The 20,266-nt window shown below is 43.0% G+C and carries 22 protein-coding genes, 1 tRNA gene and 1 riboswitch; of the genes, 17 read left to right on the top strand and 6 right to left on the bottom strand.

Translation table 11 applies throughout. The features are described 5' to 3' along the window. Positions 1-110: 110 nt before the first annotated feature. From L1D51_RS13800 to L1D51_RS13790, 3 genes are read left to right on the top strand one after another with little or no spacing between them, the layout of a single operon-like run. Positions 111-818: a hypothetical protein gene (locus L1D51_RS13800; RefSeq protein WP_239963919.1), complete on the top strand. Its 708-nt coding sequence runs from the start codon at positions 111-113 to the stop codon at positions 816-818. Positions 819-839: 21 nt separating this feature from the next. Next, entirely contained in the window at positions 840-1,343 is a 504-nt protein-coding gene (locus tag L1D51_RS13795) for an RNA polymerase sigma factor (RefSeq protein WP_239963918.1), read from the top strand. 5 nt (positions 1,344-1,348) lie between these two features. Next, positions 1,349-1,918 (top strand): hypothetical protein, encoded by a 570-nt coding sequence (locus L1D51_RS13790; protein WP_055022206.1) that lies wholly within the window; start codon positions 1,349-1,351, stop codon positions 1,916-1,918. Between the two features lie 241 nt (positions 1,919-2,159). Here the strand turns inward: L1D51_RS13790 and galE are convergent, their stop codons facing one another. Then, the gene (gene galE, locus L1D51_RS13785; RefSeq protein ID WP_054552825.1) at positions 2,160-3,173 is read right to left on the bottom strand and encodes a UDP-glucose 4-epimerase GalE; all 1,014 of its coding nucleotides are present in this window, start codon (positions 3,171-3,173) and stop codon (positions 2,160-2,162) included. A gap of 230 nt (positions 3,174-3,403) precedes the next feature. Here galE and L1D51_RS13780 point away from each other — a divergent pair, with 230 nt between their 5' ends. Next, positions 3,404-3,907, top strand: a complete 504-nt coding sequence (locus tag L1D51_RS13780) for a DUF3016 domain-containing protein (protein WP_054561135.1) — start codon at positions 3,404-3,406, stop codon at positions 3,905-3,907. 190 nt (positions 3,908-4,097) lie between these two features. Here L1D51_RS13780 and L1D51_RS13775 read toward each other — a convergent pair whose 3' ends face one another. Next, positions 4,098-4,388, bottom strand: a complete 291-nt coding sequence (locus tag L1D51_RS13775) for a hypothetical protein (RefSeq protein WP_054561134.1) — start codon at positions 4,386-4,388, stop codon at positions 4,098-4,100. A 72-nt stretch (positions 4,389-4,460) separates the two neighbouring features. On the opposite strand from L1D51_RS13775, the gene L1D51_RS13770 reads away from it, so the two are divergent. Next, the gene (locus L1D51_RS13770; protein ID WP_054554124.1) at positions 4,461-4,673 is read left to right on the top strand and encodes a hypothetical protein; all 213 of its coding nucleotides are present in this window, start codon (positions 4,461-4,463) and stop codon (positions 4,671-4,673) included. Here the strand turns inward: L1D51_RS13770 and epmB are convergent. Beyond that, complete coding sequence (gene epmB, locus L1D51_RS13765) at positions 4,670-5,683, bottom strand: EF-P beta-lysylation protein EpmB (protein ID WP_239963917.1); 1,014 nt, start codon at positions 5,681-5,683, stop codon at positions 4,670-4,672. The two genes, L1D51_RS13770 and epmB, sit on opposite strands and share 4 nt — an antisense overlap. Positions 5,684-5,724: 41 nt before the next feature. Here epmB and efp point away from each other — a divergent pair, with 41 nt between their 5' ends. Both efp and epmA read left to right on the top strand, forming a co-directional pair. Next, positions 5,725-6,291, top strand: a complete 567-nt coding sequence (gene efp / locus L1D51_RS13760) for an elongation factor P (protein ID WP_054554126.1) — start codon at positions 5,725-5,727, stop codon at positions 6,289-6,291. A gap of 67 nt (positions 6,292-6,358) precedes the next feature. Next, on the top strand, positions 6,359-7,333 hold the full coding sequence (gene epmA / locus L1D51_RS13755; RefSeq protein WP_054561131.1) for an elongation factor P--(R)-beta-lysine ligase: 975 nt from the start codon (positions 6,359-6,361) through the stop codon (positions 7,331-7,333). Positions 7,334-7,408: 75 nt separating this feature from the next. Here the strand turns inward: epmA and L1D51_RS13750 are convergent, their stop codons facing one another. Then, positions 7,409-9,508 (bottom strand): TonB-dependent receptor, encoded by a 2,100-nt coding sequence (locus L1D51_RS13750; RefSeq protein WP_239963916.1) that lies wholly within the window; start codon positions 9,506-9,508, stop codon positions 7,409-7,411. 123 nt (positions 9,509-9,631) lie between these two features. Here L1D51_RS13750 and L1D51_RS13745 point away from each other — a divergent pair, with 123 nt between their 5' ends. The 8 genes from L1D51_RS13745 to L1D51_RS13710 all read left to right on the top strand — a co-directional run bounded on the left by L1D51_RS13745 (position 9,632) and on the right by L1D51_RS13710 (position 17,166). After that, the gene (locus L1D51_RS13745) at positions 9,632-10,021 is read left to right on the top strand and encodes an acyl-CoA thioesterase (protein ID WP_054561129.1); all 390 of its coding nucleotides are present in this window, start codon (positions 9,632-9,634) and stop codon (positions 10,019-10,021) included. A gap of 166 nt (positions 10,022-10,187) precedes the next feature. After that, positions 10,188-10,547 carry an META domain-containing protein gene (locus tag L1D51_RS13740; RefSeq protein WP_327077782.1) on the top strand — a complete coding sequence of 120 codons (360 nt, stop codon included), beginning with the start codon at positions 10,188-10,190 and terminating at the stop codon, positions 10,545-10,547. Between the two features lie 64 nt (positions 10,548-10,611). After that, a riboswitch (TPP riboswitch) is annotated at positions 10,612-10,713 on the top strand. A gap of 144 nt (positions 10,714-10,857) precedes the next feature. After that, a complete protein-coding gene (gene thiC, locus L1D51_RS13735; RefSeq protein ID WP_054561127.1) occupies positions 10,858-12,810 on the top strand; it encodes a phosphomethylpyrimidine synthase ThiC in 1,953 nt (650 codons plus the stop codon). Positions 12,811-12,875: 65 nt separating this feature from the next. Beyond that, a complete protein-coding gene (locus L1D51_RS13730; protein ID WP_239963915.1) occupies positions 12,876-13,886 on the top strand; it encodes an FAD-dependent oxidoreductase in 1,011 nt (336 codons plus the stop codon). A 2-nt stretch (positions 13,887-13,888) separates the two neighbouring features. Continuing rightward, positions 13,889-14,086, top strand: a complete 198-nt coding sequence (gene thiS, locus L1D51_RS13725; protein WP_171041525.1) for a sulfur carrier protein ThiS — start codon at positions 13,889-13,891, stop codon at positions 14,084-14,086. Between the two features lies 1 nt (position 14,087). Next, positions 14,088-14,870 carry a thiazole synthase gene (locus L1D51_RS13720; RefSeq protein ID WP_239963914.1) on the top strand — a complete coding sequence of 261 codons (783 nt, stop codon included), beginning with the start codon at positions 14,088-14,090 and terminating at the stop codon, positions 14,868-14,870. A 15-nt stretch (positions 14,871-14,885) separates the two neighbouring features. Next, positions 14,886-16,409, top strand: coding sequence for a thiamine phosphate synthase (thiE, locus tag L1D51_RS13715; RefSeq protein ID WP_239963913.1), 1,524 nt, complete (start codon positions 14,886-14,888; stop codon positions 16,407-16,409). A 1-nt stretch (position 16,410) separates the two neighbouring features. Next, the gene (locus tag L1D51_RS13710; RefSeq protein WP_239963912.1) at positions 16,411-17,166 is read left to right on the top strand and encodes a HesA/MoeB/ThiF family protein; all 756 of its coding nucleotides are present in this window, start codon (positions 16,411-16,413) and stop codon (positions 17,164-17,166) included. A 64-nt stretch (positions 17,167-17,230) separates the two neighbouring features. Here L1D51_RS13710 and asd read toward each other — a convergent pair whose 3' ends face one another. Both asd and rsgA read right to left on the bottom strand, forming a co-directional pair. Then, positions 17,231-18,097, bottom strand: coding sequence for an archaetidylserine decarboxylase (gene asd, locus L1D51_RS13705; RefSeq protein ID WP_239963911.1), 867 nt, complete (start codon positions 18,095-18,097; stop codon positions 17,231-17,233). Between the two features lie 18 nt (positions 18,098-18,115). After that, positions 18,116-19,174 (bottom strand): small ribosomal subunit biogenesis GTPase RsgA, encoded by a 1,059-nt coding sequence (gene rsgA, locus L1D51_RS13700; RefSeq protein WP_054561121.1) that lies wholly within the window; start codon positions 19,172-19,174, stop codon positions 18,116-18,118. Between the two features lie 122 nt (positions 19,175-19,296). Between rsgA and orn the strand changes: the two genes are divergently transcribed. Beyond that, complete coding sequence (gene orn / locus L1D51_RS13695; protein WP_054554138.1) at positions 19,297-19,842, top strand: oligoribonuclease; 546 nt, start codon at positions 19,297-19,299, stop codon at positions 19,840-19,842. A gap of 259 nt (positions 19,843-20,101) precedes the next feature. Beyond that, a tRNA-Gly gene (locus L1D51_RS13690) sits at positions 20,102-20,177 on the top strand. Positions 20,178-20,266: the final 89 nt, after the last annotated feature.

The raw sequence follows: 20,266 nt of genomic DNA, 5'->3' as shown, positions 1-20,266 counted from the left end.
CTTTTCTGTGTTTGTCTCGTCTATAGCTGCAAATGACACGAAGTTGTTCCTATTAGGTGTTAGCGATAGGCAGTGTCTTATGTATCTATTTTTACGAAAAGGACAAACTCATGACGACTACAACATCAACTGTGAATACGCTAAAACTTGATTCAACAAATGCACCATTTAGTGATGCTGCTGTTTGGTTAAAAGAAGGGTGGGGGCTATTTAAAAAAGCACCGTTTAAACTTTTTTTACTTATGACGCTGTTCGCTATTGTGCCTGGTTTAGTTCAGCTATTACCTGCACCTACAGGTTTAACAGTATCAAAATGGTTAGCGCCTATGTTAATGGCAACGGTGTGGCCATTGTTGTTTAACCTGAATAATCAGCAAGGCTTTTCATTTAAGCACAATGCAACATGGGCGAAGTGGGGGCGAGTTGCCGTGTGGTCAGTTGTTGGTATTTTACTGGCGCTGGTGCAATTTGCTGTAGGGAGTGCTTTGATTGGTAGTGAGCAGTTATCGGCTTTATTGTCAGGTCAGTTTGTTGATGTTGAGCGCTGGCGCGTAGGGGTCATGTTTGTATCAATTGTTCCTGTAAATATGTTGCTTATGTTTGTGGTACCTCTGTTACTTTTAAACAATGCTTCGCTTAGTGCAGCTGTTAAAGAAGGCATTACAAAGGCACTAAAGGTGATTAAACCATTAAGCATGCTTTGTTTGATTAATATGCTCGTTACCTTTACTGCCCCTTATAGTCTTTTACCTATGTTGTTGGTAGGGCCGGTATTAGCATGTACCTACTTTTGTGCCTATAATCGTTTGTTCAAATAATAATAAAAACATGGAAGTACAGTGAAAGCTGATGTTCAAATAAACACATTGCTGAATGAATACGCGCCGCTGTTGGCGCGTGTTGCTGCAACTTACGAGATCAATCAAGCGCTACAAGATGAGCTAATTCAAGAGATGTCGTTGGCTGTTTGGCGCGCTTTTGAAAGTAATGACTCATCACCCGATGTTGCCTTTCGTGGCGATGCCAGCATAAAAACCTATATTGCCCGAATAGCTCACAATAAAGCGGTTGATCATGTGATAAAAGAGCAAAACCGCAAAGAGGTGGCAAGCTCTGAAAGTATTGATTACACCCAAGCCTTAAGTACGCATAAATCACCAGACGACAATTTAGATTTAATGGCTGCCCTTCGTAAATTAACGCTGAAATATCGGCAGGTGCTTGCTTTACAGCTTGAAGGGTTTAATCAAAGTGAGATAGCTCAAACGCTGGGGCTGTCTGAAGGTGCGGTTGCTAAACGTTCAAGTAGAGCAAGGCAACAACTTGCAAGCCTAATGGAGTAAATAAAGTGGATAAATTCGAAGCAGATGATCAATTAGCTAAGTGGCAGCAGGCATTCGTGCAGGCAACGCCGAAAGTGGATAGTGAAGCGTTAATTGCACAAACGCAAAAGTCGCGAACTAAGTTAAAGCTAAAAGGGTTAATCGACTCATTTTTAGGTGTTGTGGTAACCGTATTTTGTATTTACGCCATGTTGCTTGAGGCAAAAAATACCTATGAAACCATTATGTTTGCGCTATTAGTACCTATTCCTTTAGGTTTTGGAATTTGGTCATACCGTTTAAGACGAAAGCTTTGGCGAGCAGAAACGTTAGACGTTAATGCAATGCTTAATTTTAAAGAGAACCAGCTGAAGCATCAAATTCATTACTGGCATGTGAGTTTTATTGGCTGCGTTGTTCTTTGGTGCGCTTTGTTAATCGTTGCCTTGTTCAATATGGTTATGTTTAAAATATACAGCCTATGGCTTATCCAGCTTGGTGTTAATGGCATTATCGTGCTGGCTGTTTATGTACGCTATAAAAAACTAAAAGCACAGCTAGCTGTAGCGCTTGAGAGTATTCAAGCGATGCGCTGATGTGCGACTTGACGAGCTATTCCTAAAACTTATATAACTTACAATTCAAATAATAATAAAGGATATAGAGATGGAAGTTTTATACAGTATTTTGTTTTGGGGATCGCCTGTCGGCTTAGGGTTGTTCTTTTTCTTATCGTGCACGGGGGCTGGGGTACTTTTCTGGGGTATTGCGCAGCTTAAGAAAGCCTCATCAAATTAAAAAGCCGATGTGTGAACATCGGCCTTATAATGACTTTGACTATTTGTAACCGTTCGGGTTATTGCTTTGCCAGCGCCATGTATCCTGCATCATCTCATCTATGCCACGCTCTGCTTGCCAGCCAAGCTCTTTTAACGCTTTTTCTGGAGCTGCGTAGCAAGCTGCAATATCGCCAGCTCGGCGCGGCGAAATTTGGTATGGAACGGCTTGACCACTGGCTTTCTCAAAAGCGGTAACCATCTGCAGTACTGAATAACCATTACCTGTGCCTAGGTTAAATACGTGCGCACCTGTATCACTTGCAATTCGGTTCAGTGCTTTTAAGTGACCTAATGCTAAATCGACAACGTGGATATAGTCACGAACACCTGTACCATCTACAGTATCGTAGTCATCCCCAAATACACCTAGCTTTTCTAGCTTACCCACAGCGACTTGCGAAATATAAGGTAATAAGTTGTTAGGAATACCATTTGGGTCTTCACCAATAAGACCAGATTCATGTGCGCCGACAGGGTTAAAGTAACGTAAGATAACAAAGGCAAAGCGTTCATCTGATTTCGCGATATCTTGCAGCATCATTTCAACCATAAGCTTTGATGTGCCATAAGGGTTAGTCGTGCCACCAACTGGGAAGTCTTCGCGAATTGGCAAGCTTGCTGGGTCACCGTATACCGTTGCTGATGAGCTAAATACTAACTTAAATACGCCAGCATCACGCATTGCATCAACCAGAGTCAGTGTACCTTGTACGTTGTTTTGATAATACTCGATAGGTTTTACAACCGATTCACCAACCGCTTTTAAACCTGCGAAGTGAATAACACTATCAATCGTGTGTTCACTGAAGATTTTGTCTAAACAGGCTCTATCTAAAATATCACCTTGATAAAACGTGACGTCTTTGCCAGTAATTTGTTTTACCCGAGCCAGTGACTCATTTGATGAATTGCTTAAGTTATCGAGTACAACAACGTCAGTACCTTGTTGTAATAACTCTAATACGGTGTGAGAACCGATGTATCCGGCTCCGCCGGTGACTAAAATGGTCATAAAATATCCATGAACTATACCTGGTTGAATTAGCCTTATTTCATCACATTTCGGCCTAAATTACATGAATTAATTGTGATTTACGGCGATAAAGCAAAAACATGAATCGCTTGTTTTTGATTACATTTTGCACCATATTGGTTACACCTAAGTGTTTAGATATTAAGCTATAGTTAATTGTCAGCAGCTAAAATTTAATCATTAGCTATACCTGTTAAGTGGAGAAACAGATGAATACAGTAAAAAAAATTGCCTTAGCAATGGTCATTGCACTACCCGCTTTTGCTCACGCAGGAGAAGCAAAAGTTAAATGGCATGACTTTAACGATTACCGCGATGTAGAACCTGGTAACAACTCACCGAAAGGTTCATTTCATAAAAATGTGGCAAAGAATTTTGAAAAACACTTTAATAAACTTGCTGAAAAGTTACCTGAAGGCTACACCTTCAATGTTGAAGTGACTGAGCTCGACCTAGCGGGTGATGTGCGTTTTGGTACTATGAATGAATTACGTATCGTTAAGCCAATTTATTTTCCGCGTATCGACCTAAATTATTCGATTACCGACAAAGACGGTAAAGTGATAAGTGAAGCAAACGATGTAAAGCTTAAAGACATGGGCTTCATGGATCGCATGAAAATGGGGCGCGATGAAGCCTATTATTACGACAAGCGCTTAATCACTGATTGGTTTGAAGATGAGTTACTGCCGTCGTTAAATTTGGGTGAATGATAGCTGTCAGCCGTCAGCCGTCAGTTTTAAGTTGAGCTGTGTTGTTTGTGGGTCTTGTAAAAGACCTATATCATGGGAGGCGTTTAACGCCGAAAAACAATTAACGGCTAAAGCTGCTCCCACATGTAGGCGTGAAATTTATTTCGCGCGATAGCCTCTATTTACAATAAATAAAATAGAGGCTTCTACGTTACTTAAACGTCGCTAACAGTTGTAGTAACTGTTGCAGTTTAATAACGGTTTTTTTCAGTTTTTCTTCGTCCATACCGTCGTTGCTTAAGCTTTCTACATCAGCAGCAACATCGAGAACGTAAGGTTTAAAGCGTTTCGCTTCAAAATCAAAGCCAGCATCTTTTGCAAATAAGGCTGTGAATTTGCCATGGCCTTGCTGCTGTAAATCATCTAATTTTTTATCAGCATCAAGTGCCTGACGATAAACGATTTTTAGGTTAGCATTGAGTTGTTCAATAATTGAATCCATTTTTTTCCTAAAGCTTTAGACTGCAATGCCGATATAGTACGTGGATTGTCATAAAAAGTCAGGTAATGAACTATGAATATATCAGGATCAAGCTTACCAGCGATGAGTGGCGGTGGTGAAAGCGCAGAGGTTTACAGCGCATCGCTTGCTAAAAAACAGCAAAAGGCTGATGGTGCTGCGGCACTTGCACTTATCGAAGGCGCAGCAATGAACACCAGTGCTGCACAAACACCTGCTAAGTCGGTAACTGCGACACTAGGTAACAACGTAAACGTATACGTTTAACTTAGATTGAGATCGATAGGCGTTTTACTTTTTTCGCCGCCGATCTCGCGCACCAGCTTAGGAACTAAGAACCCCGGCAATGCTGCCAGCATAGCCGTCACGATTTCCCGTGCCTGACTCTCAGCGATATCAAAATGGCTAGCACCCTCAACTTTATCTAGTAGATGTAAGTAGTAAGGAAGTATTTCTGCCTCAAATAGCGCTTCACTTAATGCAACTTGCGACTCGACAGAATCATTCACATCTTTTAGTAACACCGCCTGATTTAATAACGTAACTCCCGCAGCCTTTAATCTTTGCATGGCCGCTTTAAAGTCATCATCAATTTCGTTAGCGTGATTGATATGATTTATAAACACCACCTTTAAGGGCGATGTAGCAAAGCGTGCACATAGCTCATCGGTAATTCTTGCTGGGATCACAACAGGTAAGCGGCTGTGAATACGCATGCGTTTAATTTGTGGAAGCTGCTCTAACTCATCCATAAACCAACTAACAGCATCGTCTTTGGCCATCAATGGATCGCCACCACTTAAAATGACCTCGTTGATATTGCTGTCTGCTTTTATGTAAGCCAGTGCGTCAATCAAGCTGAGTTTGTTTAATTGGTTTTCTTGATAAGGAAAATGGCGTCTAAAACAATAACGGCAATTTACAGCACAGCCGGTTTTAAACATCACTAAAACCCGAGAGCGATACTTGTGTAACAAACCAGGTTGGTTGTTATCTTGCTCTTTTAGAGGATCTTTGTCGTAACCTGTTTTTGCTAAAAACTCTTGGTGTCTTGGCATCACTTGCAGCAAAAGAGGGTCGTTTATGTCGCCATAACGCATTTTTTTGATAAAAGGCAGTGGCACGCGGACAGGAAAAAGACTGCGTGCTTTGAGGTCTTTTTCGTCTACTTTGCTTGATAATCCTAGCATTTCTAGCAAGCGTTCAGGACAAGTGACAACATTTGCCAATTCTTTTTGCCAGTTTTTATGCAAATTTACTTCATTTCTTTGTATCATTGACACGTAGATTACTCGAAATTATTTAGACAGAGGAAACGATGGCGAATTATAGCACCAATGAGTTCAAGGGCGGCCTAAAAATTATGTTAGATGGCGAACCTTGCAGCATCTTAGAAAATGAAATGGTAAAACCAGGTAAAGGCCAGGCGTTTAACCGTGTTCGTATTCGTAAACTTATCACAGGTAAAGTACTAGAAAAAACATTCAAGTCAGGTGAATCAGTTGAAGGTGCAGACGTAATGGATACAGATTTAGCGTATCTATACACTGACGGTGAGTTCTGGCACTTCATGAACAACGAAACATTTGAGCAAATCGCTGCTGACGAAAAAGCACTTGGCGACAATGCAAAATGGTTAGTTGAAAATGACGTTTGTACAATCACGCTTTGGAACGGTAGCCCAATCGCTGTGACTCCACCAAACTTCGTTGAATTAGAAATTACTGAAACAGATCCAGGTCTAAAAGGTGATACAGCGGGTACTGGCGGTAAACCAGCAACATTAAGCACAGGTGCTGTTGTTCGCGTTCCTCTATTCGTACAAATCGGCGAAGTGATCAAAGTTGATACACGTAGCGGTGAATACGTGAGCCGTGTTAAGTAACAGGCTTTGTTAAGCAATTTATTATAAAATCCCAGCTTCTGCTGGGATTTTTTTTGGGAAACACTTTATGTCTAATGTCCTTTGGCAACCAAGCGCCGATATTGAAACTTTACGCCACCGTGCCGCTATCATCCGCCGTATTCGCGAGTTCTTTTATGATCGTGATGTTATGGAGGTTGAAACGCCAAGCTTAAGTGCGGCCAGTGTAACCGATGTGCATTTAGCGACATTTAGTACCGAGTTTGTTGGTCCTGGTCATGCTGGTGGCTTACCACTTTATTTGCAAACATCACCTGAGTTTGCCATGAAGCGTTTACTTGCTGCAGGCTCTGGGGCTATTTTCCAGCTATGCAAAGCCTTTCGTAATGAAGAGGCGGGTAGTCATCATAATCCTGAATTTACAATGCTTGAGTGGTATCGTCCGGGTTTTGATGAATTTGCGCTTATGGATGAAATGGATGAGCTTATGCAATTGGTGCTTGGCGTAGAAAGCGCAGAGCGACTCACTTATCAGCAAGCCTTTATGAACGCCTTAGGTGTAGATCCTTTAACTGCTGATATCAGCACATTGCAGCAACTAGCAACAGAGCAGGGCTTTGCCGATATTGCTGCGAATGAAACGCACCGCGATACCTTGTTACAGCTATTATTTTGTATGAAGGTAGAGCCAACGATTGGCCAAGAAAAGCCTTGTTTCGTTTATCATTTTCCAGCTTCGCAAGCCGCTCTTGCGCAAATTTGTCAGCACGATGAGCGAGTAGCAGGGCGCTTTGAGTTATATTTTAAAAATATGGAACTGGCAAACGGCTTTAATGAGCTGACCAATGGCAAAGAGCAAGCAGCTCGTTTTAGTGAAGATAATCAGTACCGTGAAGCGAATGGATTAAAACAAGTGCCAATGGATGAGCGTTTAATAGCTGCACTAGAGCATGGCTTACCACAATGTGCGGGTGTCGCACTGGGTATAGATCGACTCATTATGCTGGCAACGAATAAACAAAAGATTAAAGACGTACTCGCCTTTGATGTTGAAAGGGCTTAACTTATTTGGCTCTAGGCTCTAGGCTCTAGGCTCTAGGTGTTTGGGTGCTAGGTAAAAAACCTAGCACCAAATTGCTTATAGCTCGTAAATAAATGTCACACCGGCAACCATAGGTTCGCCAAGTTGTGTGTATGTATGAGTGGTGTAACCGTCTAATGGGTCGTTACCAAACTCAAAACCACGAGTCGGTACGTCTTCGTCAAATAAGTTACGTGCCCATGCATTAATGCTCCAATTATCACTTTCATAACCAAATGAAGCATTCACTAAGTTGCTGCTAGGTGCTTGTGAGTTATGGCTATCAGAGAAGTAGTAATCGTCTTTGCCTTCTATACCAATTGATGCGTAAAGTGCTGGCGTAAAGTTATAACGCGCAGTGAATGCATATTGGTATTTAGGAGCTTGTGCTTGATCTCGACCATCTTGATCTAGGCCTGATTGCGCAACAAAGTCATTGATTTCTGTATGTAGATAACCTGCACTACCCGTTAGTAGTAAATTGTCAGTAGCTTGGAAGCTGCCTTCAATTTCTAAACCGTAGTTTTCACCAGAGCTTGCGTTATCGATATAGCCTGTAAATTTTTGGCCTTCAACTTGCCACGATTTTAGCTGCATATCTTCACGGTACATGTAGAAAGCGGCAAGACGTAACACGAACTTATCGTCCAAAGAGCTTCCTTTCACACCAAACTCACCGCTCCATAGGTATTCAGGGGCAAATGATGTGTGATTAGCAAAGAAATCAGCATCTAGGTTTAAGCCTTCGTCTTTTGCTTTTGCTAAAGCTTCAGAGTTAATACCGCCAGCTTTATAGCCACGAGTAATGCTGGTGTAGATCATGGTGCGATCAATAACTTGGTATTCAAGTGCAAGCTTACCGCCCACCATTACATCATCGGTTTCTTCAATAAAACCGTTATTGTCAATGTAGTCGCCTTGATACTGCTCAACACGTAAACCTGTGATTAAGGTTGTTTTTGGGCCGATAGGTGTTGCTAATTGACCATAAGCTGCAATATTGCTGGTTTCATAAGTTGAGGTAAATGGTTGCGCAAGCCAAGTGTATTTACGTTCTAAGTCAACTTCGCGACCTTGATAATAAATGCCTGCGACCCACTCACCAGATTTACCACTAAATTGCAGCTCAGCCGCTTGATCTTGACGATCGCGAAAGTAAGCATCTGTTGAGCTATAACCCCAATCATGCAAGCCAGCAGCACATAACTCAGGTTGGGCTTCATCATTACACACCCAGTCTTCGTCATAGCTGTATAACAGCTCGCTGTCGATACCAGATAGGTTTAAGCTCACATCAAAAAAGTCAAAGCCGGTGTATATGTTTGCTAGGCCAACCGCAATGCTTTCTTGGTTGTCTTGGCCTGGCTCATCAGCAACACTGTAACGGCTGTTATCTAGTGTGAATGCGTCATAGCCGTTATTTATATCGATGTAATGTACATTCAGTTCAGTACGCAAATGCTCGGTCAATTGGCTGTGTAACTTAAAGCGAGAAACAAGCTCATCTTGTTGCTGGGTATCTTCACCTAAATAACGGTTTTCTACATACCCATCAGACTCACGTTGATAAATGCTGGCGCGTACTGCTGTGTCGTCGGTAATACCCGTACCTGCGGCAATACCTGCTTCATAGCTGTTGTAGTTGCCCGCACCTAATTGTATTTTCACACTTGGGTCAAGAGTGGGTGTTGCAGATTCCATTTGAATCATGCCAGCTAAGGCATCAGCACCAAAGCGAGTCCCTTGTGGGCCGCGATAAATTTCAACTTGGTCGATATCAAATAACAGTGAACTGCCGCCTAAACCAGAGTAGTTAATACCGTCGATCACTAAGCCAACCGAAGGATTAATAGGGTCAACAAACTGTGAGCGTAAACCAACACCACGAATTTGCACGAAACGACCTCGAGATGCACCAGAGGTAAAGTTTACATTCGCTGCACTAGCAAGCATCTCATCTAAAAGCTTTGCACCGCGTTGATTGATTTCATGATCTGAAAACAAGCTTGCGCTAGCACTAAGGGTTTGAATGCTTTCTCTTTTGAAATCACCGGTAACTTCAATCGTTTCTAGATCACCGTCTTCAGCGTAAGCAATCGAAGATGCTGCAAATAAAGGCAGGATGGCAGCAGATAATAATGATAAACGTCGTTTCATGCGGATTCTTAACTCCATTTTCGGGACTGCTATTCTAGCAACCTAGCTAGCCAAATGGCTATAAAATCAATTTTTATGGTATAAACGCAGGCAATTATACGTAAATTGATTAGGAATACGACTATGACCTTTAAAGTAGACTTTAAAGTGCGTGATTATGAGTGTGATTTACAAGGCATTGTTAATAACAGTGTTTATTTTAATTACCTAGAGCATGCTCGCCATGAGTTTTTACATGCTCAAGGTATCGACTTTGCAAAGCTAGCAAGAGAAAAAGTAAACCTTGTCGTGCTGCGAAGCGAAATGGATTACAAGGCATCACTAGTGCCGGGCGATGAGTTTTACGTTGCAGTTGAGCCTGAGCGTATCAGCCGTTTAAAGTTTGCTTTTAGGCAAACGGTGTATCGTAAACATGATGATAAAGTGATGCTGCAAGCTTTGGTGATTGGCACGTCGGTAAATGAAAAAGGTCGTCCTTTTTTACCAGAAGAAGTCGATAACTTATTCAAATAGTCTGCGTTGTTATTTAAAAAGCTAACTTAGAACAATTTTTTACAGATAAAACATGTTTTTTTAACGATCAATTGCGTTAAATGTTGTTATTATTACTACATTGAAATTTGAATCGTAAAAAAATATGAAGTTAGTAGCCTTGCCCCTCCTTTTGGTATTATTTTGCATGGGCTGCTCATCGACAGGGACAGTCACTAGTGAGCAATTAAAATATACACAGTGGCAATTATCAAAAGTGAATGGTTTAGCCATTCCTGTATCCCAAACAGCCTCGCTGCGTTTTATCGAAGCGATGCAGGTTAACGGCTTTGCTGGCTGTAATAAATTTTTTGGTGAAGGTGCGCTAAGCGAAGATATGCTTACAGTAAATAAATTAGGTATGACACGTAAATCATGTGGTGAGCAAGTTGATGCGCTTGAGCAGCGATTACTGTCAGCGCTAAAAGAAGGCGCAGCCATTACTTTAACTGGTGAGCAACTTACCTTGCAAGGTGAGCACCATTTTACCTTCATTGCAAAAAACTAAAGTGGCTGAGCTTGCAGCAATTTTTTAACTGACGTACACTCAGGGCGTTTTAAAAGAAACGAATTTATACTTGTCGGAGTGCCTTAAATAAGGCTGAGATCGCGAAAGCGGGATCCGTGAACCTGATCAGGCTAACACCTGCGTAGGGAACAAGCTGCCTCACTGGGCGCTTGTGCGCCAAATTTTGGGGCATAAGCGGCACAGGCTGCACTAGTAAGCAATTAGCTTATTGACGATCCAATGGCGTTTGCCACTCTCTATTGCATTTGCAATATCTGACAAGACAACCCTTAAAGCAATGAGGTAAGTCATGTCAAACACAACAACTAAACCATCTCGCCGCGAAGTCCGCGCGGCTGCATCAGATTATATTTATAACTTAACAGGGCAACCGTTTCCTAATTCTCATAAAGTTTATGTAGAAGGTACACAAGACAATGTACGAGTAGGGATGCGTGAAATCACTCTCAGCGATACTTTTATCGGTGGCACTGAAGAGAACCCTGTATTTGAGCCTAACGCGCCAATTCGTGTTTACGATACATCAGGTCCATATACTGACCCAGATTTTCAACTTGATGTGCGTAAGGGCCTTGAGAAATACCGTGAAAAGTGGATTGAAAGCCGCGGCGACACTGAAATTTTAGACTCAGTGACTTCGCAATTTTCTCAACAGCGAATGGCAGATGAAGGGTTAGACCATATCCGCTTTGAGCACTTACCAAAGATCCGCCGTGCAAAAGCCGGTAAAAACGTAACGCAAATGCATTATGCGCGACAAGGCATTGTGACGCCTGAAATGGAATATGTGGCGATCCGTGAAAACATGGGACGCGCTAAAATTCGTGAAGAGTTACTAGCAGCCCAGCACAAAGGCGAATCGTTTGGCGCTAGCATTCCTGATTTTATTACCCCTGAATTTGTGCGTGATGAAATTGCCCGTGGCCGCGCCGTGCTTCCTAACAACATCAACCATCCAGAAACCGAGCCGATGATCATTGGCCGAAACTTCTTAGTTAAGGTGAACGCGAATATTGGTAATTCGTCGGTCACATCATCAATCGAAGAAGAAGTAGAAAAAATGGTGTGGTCGACTCGTTGGGGCGCCGACACGGTGATGGACTTATCAACGGGTCGCTATATTCACGAAACCCGTGAATGGGTGGTACGTAATTCGCCAGTGCCAATTGGTACAGTACCAATCTATCAAGCGCTTGAAAAAGTAAATGGTGTGGCTGAAGACCTAACGTGGGAGATTTTCCGCGATACCTTGATTGAACAAGCAGAGCAAGGTGTTGATTACTTTACTATTCATGCTGGGGTATTGCTGCGTTACGTGCCGATGACGGCAAAGCGTGTTACCGGTATTGTTTCGCGAGGTGGCTCAATCATGGCGAAATGGTGTTTAGCGCACCATAAAGAAAACTTCTTATACACGCACTTTGAAGAAATCTGTGAAATTTTAAAACAGTATGATGTGTGTTTTTCATTAGGTGATGGTCTGCGCCCGGGCTCTATTGCCGATGCTAATGACGAAGCCCAATTCAGCGAATTACGTACTTTAGGTGAGTTGACAAAACTTGCTTGGAAACATGATGTGCAAGTGTTCATCGAAGGCCCAGGCCATGTGCCAATGCATATGATCAAAGAGAATATGGAAGAGCAGCTAAAACACTGTGAAGAAGCACCGTTTTATACTCTTGGTCCATTAACCACGGATATTGCACCGGGGTACGATCATTTCACATCAGGTATTGGCGCTGCGCAAATTGCTTGGTACGGCTGTGCCATGCTTTGTTATGTAACCCCTAAAGAGCATTTAGGCTTACCTAACAAAGAAGACGTTAAAGAAGGTTTAATCACTTACAAAATTGCTGCTCATGCTGCCGATTTGGCAAAAGGCCACCCGGGTGCGCAAGAGCGTGACAACGCATTATCAAAAGCGCGCTTTGAGTTCCGTTGGCACGACCAATTTAACCTAGGTTTAGACCCTGAACGCGCCCGCGAATATCACGACGAAACACTGCCACAAGAATCAGGCAAGATTGCACATTTCTGCTCTATGTGTGGTCCTAAGTTCTGCTCGATGAAGATCACTCAAGAAGTACGTGATTATGCCAAAGATCTCGAAGCAAGAGGCATAGATCCGAATAACGTAGGCGATGCTATCGAAATCAAAATGGTCGATGTTGAAGCCGAAATGAAAGCGAAATCAGATGAGTTCAAAAAAACAGGCTCTGAGATCTACCACAAAGCAGTTTAATTGATGGAGCTAGGCATCAGCGATAGGCTCTGGGTTTTACCTAGGGCCTAGCGCCTAGAAAGTTTATGTCTTTAAAGATAGCGATACTGGGCTTTGGTTTAACTGGCCGTTTAACTGCATTAGCACTTGCTAAAGAGCATCAGTTAAGTGTGTTTGAGCAAGATGATGAACATGCTAGCAACAGTGCTGGAAGCGTTGCTGCAGCGATGTTGGCGCCCCTTGCAGAATCAGTCCTGTGTGAACAGGATTTAGCTCTACAAGGGCTTAATAGCATCATTCGTTGGCAGCAAATTTTAAGTGAGCTCGATGACGCTGTGTATTTTCAACAAACAGGCAGTTTAGTGGTTGCTCATCAGCAAGATAAGGGCGATTTACAAAGTTTTGTGAGCCGCTTAAAACCGCTTGAAAGCTATCAGGCACAGGCATTGGTTGGCACTCAAATCACTGATCTTGAGCCAGAACTAGCTGGGCGTTTCCATCAAGGTGTGTATTTACCTTGTGAAGGGCAGCTCGATAATCAGGCATTTTATTGCGCTAGTTTTAAAAAGCTTACCTCGCAAGGAGTGCAATTTAACTTTGGCTGTAAAGTTGAATTGAACGCCCATCAAGTGAATGGGCAAAGCTATGATTATGTATTTGATTGTCGCGGCTTGGGTGCTAAACAGGCTGAACCCTTACTGCGTGGAGTAAGGGGGGAGGTGGCGCGTTTATATGCACCAGAGGTGAACCTAACCAGACCGATACGACTGATGCATCCGCGTTACCCAATTTATATTGCTCCTAAGCCAAATCATCAATTTGTGATTGGTGCGACTGAAATCGAATCGCAAGACCACGGTAAAGTCACCGTGCGCTCGGCGCTGGAGTTATTGTCTGCTGCTTATACGGTGCATAGCGGCTTTGCTGAAGGGCGTATCGAGAGCTTGCAATCAGGGCTTCGTCCAGCGTTTGCAGACAACCGCCCGAAAGTCACAAAGCAAGGTCGAGTGATCAGTATTAATGGCTTGTACCGTCATGGCTATTTACTCGCGCCTCAGGTGGTTGATGACGCAGTGAGCTTAATTGCTAAAGGATAAAAATGAATATTTTAATTAATGGTCAGTCAGTTACAGTGAACGACAATACATCGCTCACTCAGGCGTTGAGCCAGTTTGGCGCAAGACCGCCATTTGCCGTTGCCGTTAATGGTGACTTTGTACCGCGCAGTCAATGCGATGCTAAAACCCTCAACGAAGGCGACAGCATTGAGTTATTGTCGCCAATTCAAGGAGGCTAAGATGGATAGTTTTTCGGTTTATGGTGAGCAGTTTACGAGTCGGTTACTGATAGGCTCAGCATTGTATCCTTCACCTAGTGTTATGCAGGATTCGATAGTGGCCTCACAGGCTGAGATTGTCACGGTTTCATTAAGACGTCAGCAAAGCGTTGCTGCGGGTGATGATTTTTGGCAATTGATAAAAAACACCGGGTTAAAGGTGCTGCCTAATACGGCGGGTTGTCATAGTGTGAAAGAAGCGGTGACCTTGGCACAAATGTGCCGCGAAGTGTTTGCCACTGATTGGATCAAGTTAGAGTTGATTGGTGATGAATATAATTTACAGCCCGATCTAATCGCACTGCTCGAAGCCACTAAAATTTTATTGGCCGATGGCTTTAAAGTTTTACCTTATTGCACAGATGATTTAGTGCTGTGTCAGCGCCTCGCTGATTTAGGCTGCGAAGTACTTATGCCTTGGGGGGCACCGATTGGCACGGGTAAAGGCTTACTGAATCCTTACAACTTAAAAATGATCCGTGAGCGCTTGCCAAACCATACTTTAATTGTTGATGCGGGCTTAGGTTTACCATCTCATGCCTGTCAAGCGCTTGAATTAGGGTATGATGCCGTATTATTAAATTCGGCGATTGCAGGTGCAGGTTGCTCAGTAACGATGAGTAAAGCGTTTAAGAGTGCGGTTGAAGCGGGGCGATATAGCTATTTGGCTAAAGCGATGCCAGAAAAAGACGTAGCAAGCCCATCAACGCCGACGCTCGGAATGCCATTTTGGCATCAAGAATAAAATGTGAGGAATAACATGAATCAGGTTGTATGGACCATAGCTGGCTCAGATTCGGGCGGCGGTGCAGGAATTCAAGCCGACATCAAGGCAATGCAAAGTTTTAATGTACATGGCTGTACGGTTATTACTGCTTTAACGGCACAAAATAGTTTAGGTGTAGAAGCACTTAACCCGATTTCAACAGAAGTGATTGAGTCGCAACTATTAGCCTTAGCCAGTGATATGCCTGCCAGTGTGATTAAAATTGGCATGCTTGCCAATGTGCAGCAAATACAGCTTATTAGTGAGCATTTAAAACATTACAAAGCAACTTGGGCAGAGCCGCCTTTGGTTGTTTATGATCCGGTTGCCATTGCCTCAAGTGGTGATTTATTAACAGAAGAAGATACTGTTAGTGCCATTAAAGAGTGCTTATTGCCATTAGTCGATGTAGTAACACCGAACACCCACGAAACGCAGCTATTAACCGGTGTTTATTTGATTGGCCCAAGCGCAGTGAAAGAAGCCGCAGAAAAGTTAACTGACTTTGGTGCAAAAGCGTTGATTATCAAAGGGGGTCATTGGGATTACCCAAGTGGCTATTGCATTGATTACTGCGTGCAAGGTGAGCAGGAATATTGGCTTGGTAACGAAAAAATTCAAACTCCGCATAGTCACGGTACTGGATGCAGTATGGCTTCTGTTATTGCAGCGTGTTTATCTAAACAGTATCCACTCAAAGATGCCTTTATTTTAGCAAAAGCCTATATAAACCAAGGATTAAAAGCAGCCGTTCGATATGGTGAAGGGATTGGCCCCGTTGCGCACACTTGCTTTCCAACAAATCTAGCAGATTACCCACAAGTCATCGAGGCGGGAAGTTGGCTAGGTGATGAACTCGACTTTGATTGCCCGGTTGACTTTACCATGGCCGCAGGTTTTGCCGAGTGCGACTCTAAACAGCTTGGTCTATATGCCGTTGTAGATACAGTTGATTGGTTAGAGAAGTGTTTAGCCGAAGGGGTTAAAACAGTTCAATTAAGAATGAAAAATGCAGACGATGCAGCACTTGATGAGTCGATTGCAAGTGCGGTTATGCTGGGGCAGAAGTACGATGCGCAGGTGTATATCAATGATTATTGGCAATTGGCGATTAAGCACGGCGCTTATGGTGTGCATTTAGGGCAAGAAGACTTACAAACCGCTAATTTAATTGCCATAAAAGAGGCGGGGTTACGCTTAGGTGTGTCGACTCATGGCTTTTATGAGATGCTACGCGCGCATAATTACAGACCAAGTTATATGGCGTTTGGTGCTATTTATCCAACCACCACCAAAGACATGACTGGGCAAATTCAGGGCTTAGAAAAGCTAGAAAAATTTGTGCCGTTGATGGCCGATTATCCAACGGTTGCAATTGGCGGGATTGATTTATCACGTGCTGAGCAAGTTGCTAGCACGGGTGTTGGCAGTGTTGCCGTAGTGCGTGCGATTACTGAAGCCGAAGACTACCAAGCAGCCATTGCCAAGTTAAAACAGCTGGTCGAAGGTCAGTCATAATATGAGCGCGTTAAGCGACAAAGAGCAAATTCGTTATAGCCGCCACTTGCTATTAAAAGAGGTGGGGCATGCGGGGCATCAAAAGTTAAAGGCTGCACATATTGTGGTTGTAGGAGCTGGTGGGCTTGGCTCACCGGCACTGTTTTATTTAGCGGCAGCAGGAATAGGAACGCTCACTTTGATTGACGACGATAAAGTTGAGCTTTCAAATCTACAGCGACAAATACTCTATAAAGTAAACCACATGGGGCAGGCAAAAACACAGGCGGCTGCCAAAGTGTTAAGCAGTTTAAATAATCAAATTACGGTTAAGCCTCTATGCCAAAAGCTTGATGAAAGTAACTGTGCTGAGCTACTTGAAGGTGCTGACATCATTCTTGATTGCAGTGATAACTTTACTACCCGCTATTTGGTTAATCGCTATTGTTTAGCTAAATCTATTCCGCTTGTTTCAGCTGCGGCTATTGCAACGCAGGGGCAGGTGATGAGTTTTGATTTTCGTGATGAACAAAGCCCTTGCTATGGCTGTATATTCCCGCAAACGGAGGAGCAAACAGCGCTTAATTGTGACAATGCTGGGGTATTGAGCCCGCTATTGGGTGTTATGGGAAGCATGCAAAGTTTATTGGCTATCAATATATTGCTTGGCCATAAAACGGGCAGCGAATTTATTCAATTTGACGGGCTAACACTAATGCAGCAGCGCTTTAATATTCAAAAAGATAGTGAATGCTCAGAGTGTAATCGTGGAGTGTAGGCGCGATTTATTGTGAATTTTAAGCAAACCACTTTTGCTCAAGTGGTTTGCTAAATTGAACTTATTAGTCGTTAATTTTCGCAAATGGTGTGCCCATGCGCGTCACTGTTTCTGGGTGTTGATCTGATAAGAACTCAGCTTGATTTGCACCCCAGGCTAAAATAACGGTCGAGCCTAACTTAAAGCGACCCATTTCTTCACCCTTCTTCAGAGTAATCGCGTTGTCACCTGTGGTTGGGTAATTCCAACTAAATACATCTTTACCTGCTGGTGGCGTGACTGTGCCTGCCCAAATAGTCTCGATGCTAGCAACAATTGTTGCACCAACAAGTACCATGGCTAGCGGGCCAATTTCAGTCTCAAAGATAGCCACAACACGCTCGTTACGAGCAAATAGGTTAGGTACATTTTGCGCTGTTAACGGATTTACCGAAAATAAATCACCCGGTACGTAGATCATTTTGCTCAGCGTACCATCAACAGGCATGTGAATACGGTGGTAATCTTTTGGTGCTAAATAAATAGTGGCAAACTTACCGCCTAAAAACGGTGCTGTGTCTTCTTCTTTGCCACCAAGGAGTGCTTGTAAGCTGTAGTCATGGCCTTTTGCTTGGATGATTTGACCGTCTACTACATCGCCTAATTGGCTAATTGCACCATCAACTGGGTGAGCAATAATGTCGTTTTCTTCAGCAAGTGGACGAATACCTTCTTTTAATGGGCGAGTGAAAAACTCATTAAAAGTTTTGTAATGAACTGGATCTGGGTATTTAGCCTCACTCATGTCAATTTTGTATTGTTTGATAAACAATTTAATTAAGGCCGTTGTTAAGCCACCCGCTTTTGCTGCTGCTAACTTGCCAACCATGCGCGAAATGAAATGTTTTGGCATGGCATATTGCATAGCAATTTTGAATTTATCTAAACTCACTTGTTATTTCCTAAATAGTTATACGCGAGGAGCGCGTGCACCAGCACGGCCGTCGGCCATAGTTTCTAAAATTCGGTGGTAACTGTCAAAACGAAGTTCTGAAATTTCACCATCATCAACAGCTTGGCGAATTATACAGCCAGGATCGTTTAAATGCTTACAATCGCGAAAACGACAGCCACCAATAAAATCACGGAACTCTTTAAAGCACCATGTAACGCGCTCAACATCTAAATGCCATAAGCCAAACTCACGAATTCCTGGTGAGTCGATTAGGTTACCACCACTTGGTAAATGGTGTAATCGCGATACGGTTGTTGTGTGTTGACCAAGGCCGCTGTTCTCAGAGACTTCTTGGGTTAGGATGTCTGCATCTGGCAGTACAGTGTTTACTAAGGTTGATTTACCCACACCACTTTGACCAACAAAAATGCTGTTTTTATCGACCAGTTTTTGTTTAAGCTCAGCAATGCCTTGACCGGTTTTATTACTGACTAATAGTACTTGATAACCAAGGTCGCGATAGATATCGAGAATTTCATCAATAAAAGCAAGGCCTTCATCGTCAATTAAATCTATTTTATTAAGCACTAAAATAGGCTCAATCCCCATGTCTTCACAGGCAACTAAATAGCGGTCGATAATGTTTGGCGTAAACTCAGGGAGTACTGCAGAGACCATTAAAATTTGGTCGATATTGGCAGCGACGACTTTCACGCCGTCATAAAAATCAGGTCGTGTTAGTTGTGAGCGACGCTCATGGGTTGCTTCAATAACGCCTGCTAAGTCGCCTTCGCTAACTTTTGCACGGCGAAAAATAACTTCATCACCACATACAAGGCTCGATACAGTTCTGCGTATATTACAGCGCAATACTTCACCTGATTCGGTTTCGATATCGGCATGTTGGCCAAATCGACTGATCACAACCGCATTTTCGGCAGGGCCTAAATTGTCATTTTGCCATTGCACAGTTGCCCCTTTCTGTTGCTTTTTGTCTGCATTAGAGAGGCGTTTTTGATGATTGGCCTTAATTCGACGTGATTGGCCTTTACTTAATTTCTTTTGTTTTGCCACTTTTGGCCTATAACTTGAGTAAATGTCGGGCTTTTTGAAAAAAAAGCTTTAGGTCGACTGATGATACTAATATGATATATCTAAATGCGTTGGATCTAAAGGAAAGCACCGCTAAGGTAACTATGTCTTTTCATAAATCAAATCTTATCTGGCTCGACCTGGAAATGACAGGCCTCGAACCAGCAACAGATAAAATACTCGAAATTGCCACTGTTGTCACCGACAGTGATTTAAACATCTTGGCTGAAGGCCCTGTTATTGCTATTCATCAAAGCGATGAACTGCTTGATGGCATGGACGAGTGGTGCACGACTCAGCACGGTCAATCTGGTTTAACAGCTCGTTGTAAAGCAAGCACATTCACTGAACAAGATGCTATTGATCAAACATTGGCATTTCTAAAGCAATGGGTACCTGCGGGTGCTTCACCTATGTGTGGTAATTCTATCGGCCAAGACCGCCGTTTTATGAATAAGTACATGCCTGAATTGGAAGACTACTTTCACTACCGTAACCTTGATGTGAGTACCGTTAAAGAACTTGCACGTCGTTGGAAACCTGACGTATTAGCGCAAGTGAACAAAAAAGGTTCACATCTAGCCCTCGACGATATCAAAGATTCGATCATGGAATTAAAGGTTTACCAAGAAAAATTCTTTAATTTGTAAAAAACATTTGCAAACACATCGGATTATTGTAGAATCCTGCCCCGCTTAAGACGTTAACCCCCGCGGGGTTGGTATGTCTCTAAGTAATTGAATGCGGCACTAGCTCAGTTGCCAGAACGTTTTACCGCAACCTTCAGGTTGTGCGCCAACGGACAAATTACTGACTACTTTTGAATGCGGCACTAGCTCAGTTGCCAGAACGTTTTACCGCAACCTTCAGGTTGTGCGCCAACGGACAAATTACTGACTACTTTTGAATGCGGCACTAGCTCAGTTGGTAGAGCGCAACCTTGCCAAGGTTGAGGTCACGAGTTCGAGCCTCGTGTGCCGCTCCAATTTCTCACCAAAAGAAATTGGCTTAAGTTTCAAGGGGAAAGTAACTAACTTGAAGCTTGTAACTTAAAACTAGTAACTTATTGTGCGG

Source organism: Pseudoalteromonas shioyasakiensis (genome assembly GCF_022398475.1).
Taxonomy (GTDB): domain Bacteria; phylum Pseudomonadota; class Gammaproteobacteria; order Enterobacterales; family Alteromonadaceae; genus Pseudoalteromonas.
The sequence above is the reverse complement of the archived record's forward strand: the minus strand, read 5'-3'. Positions and strand labels throughout refer to the sequence as shown.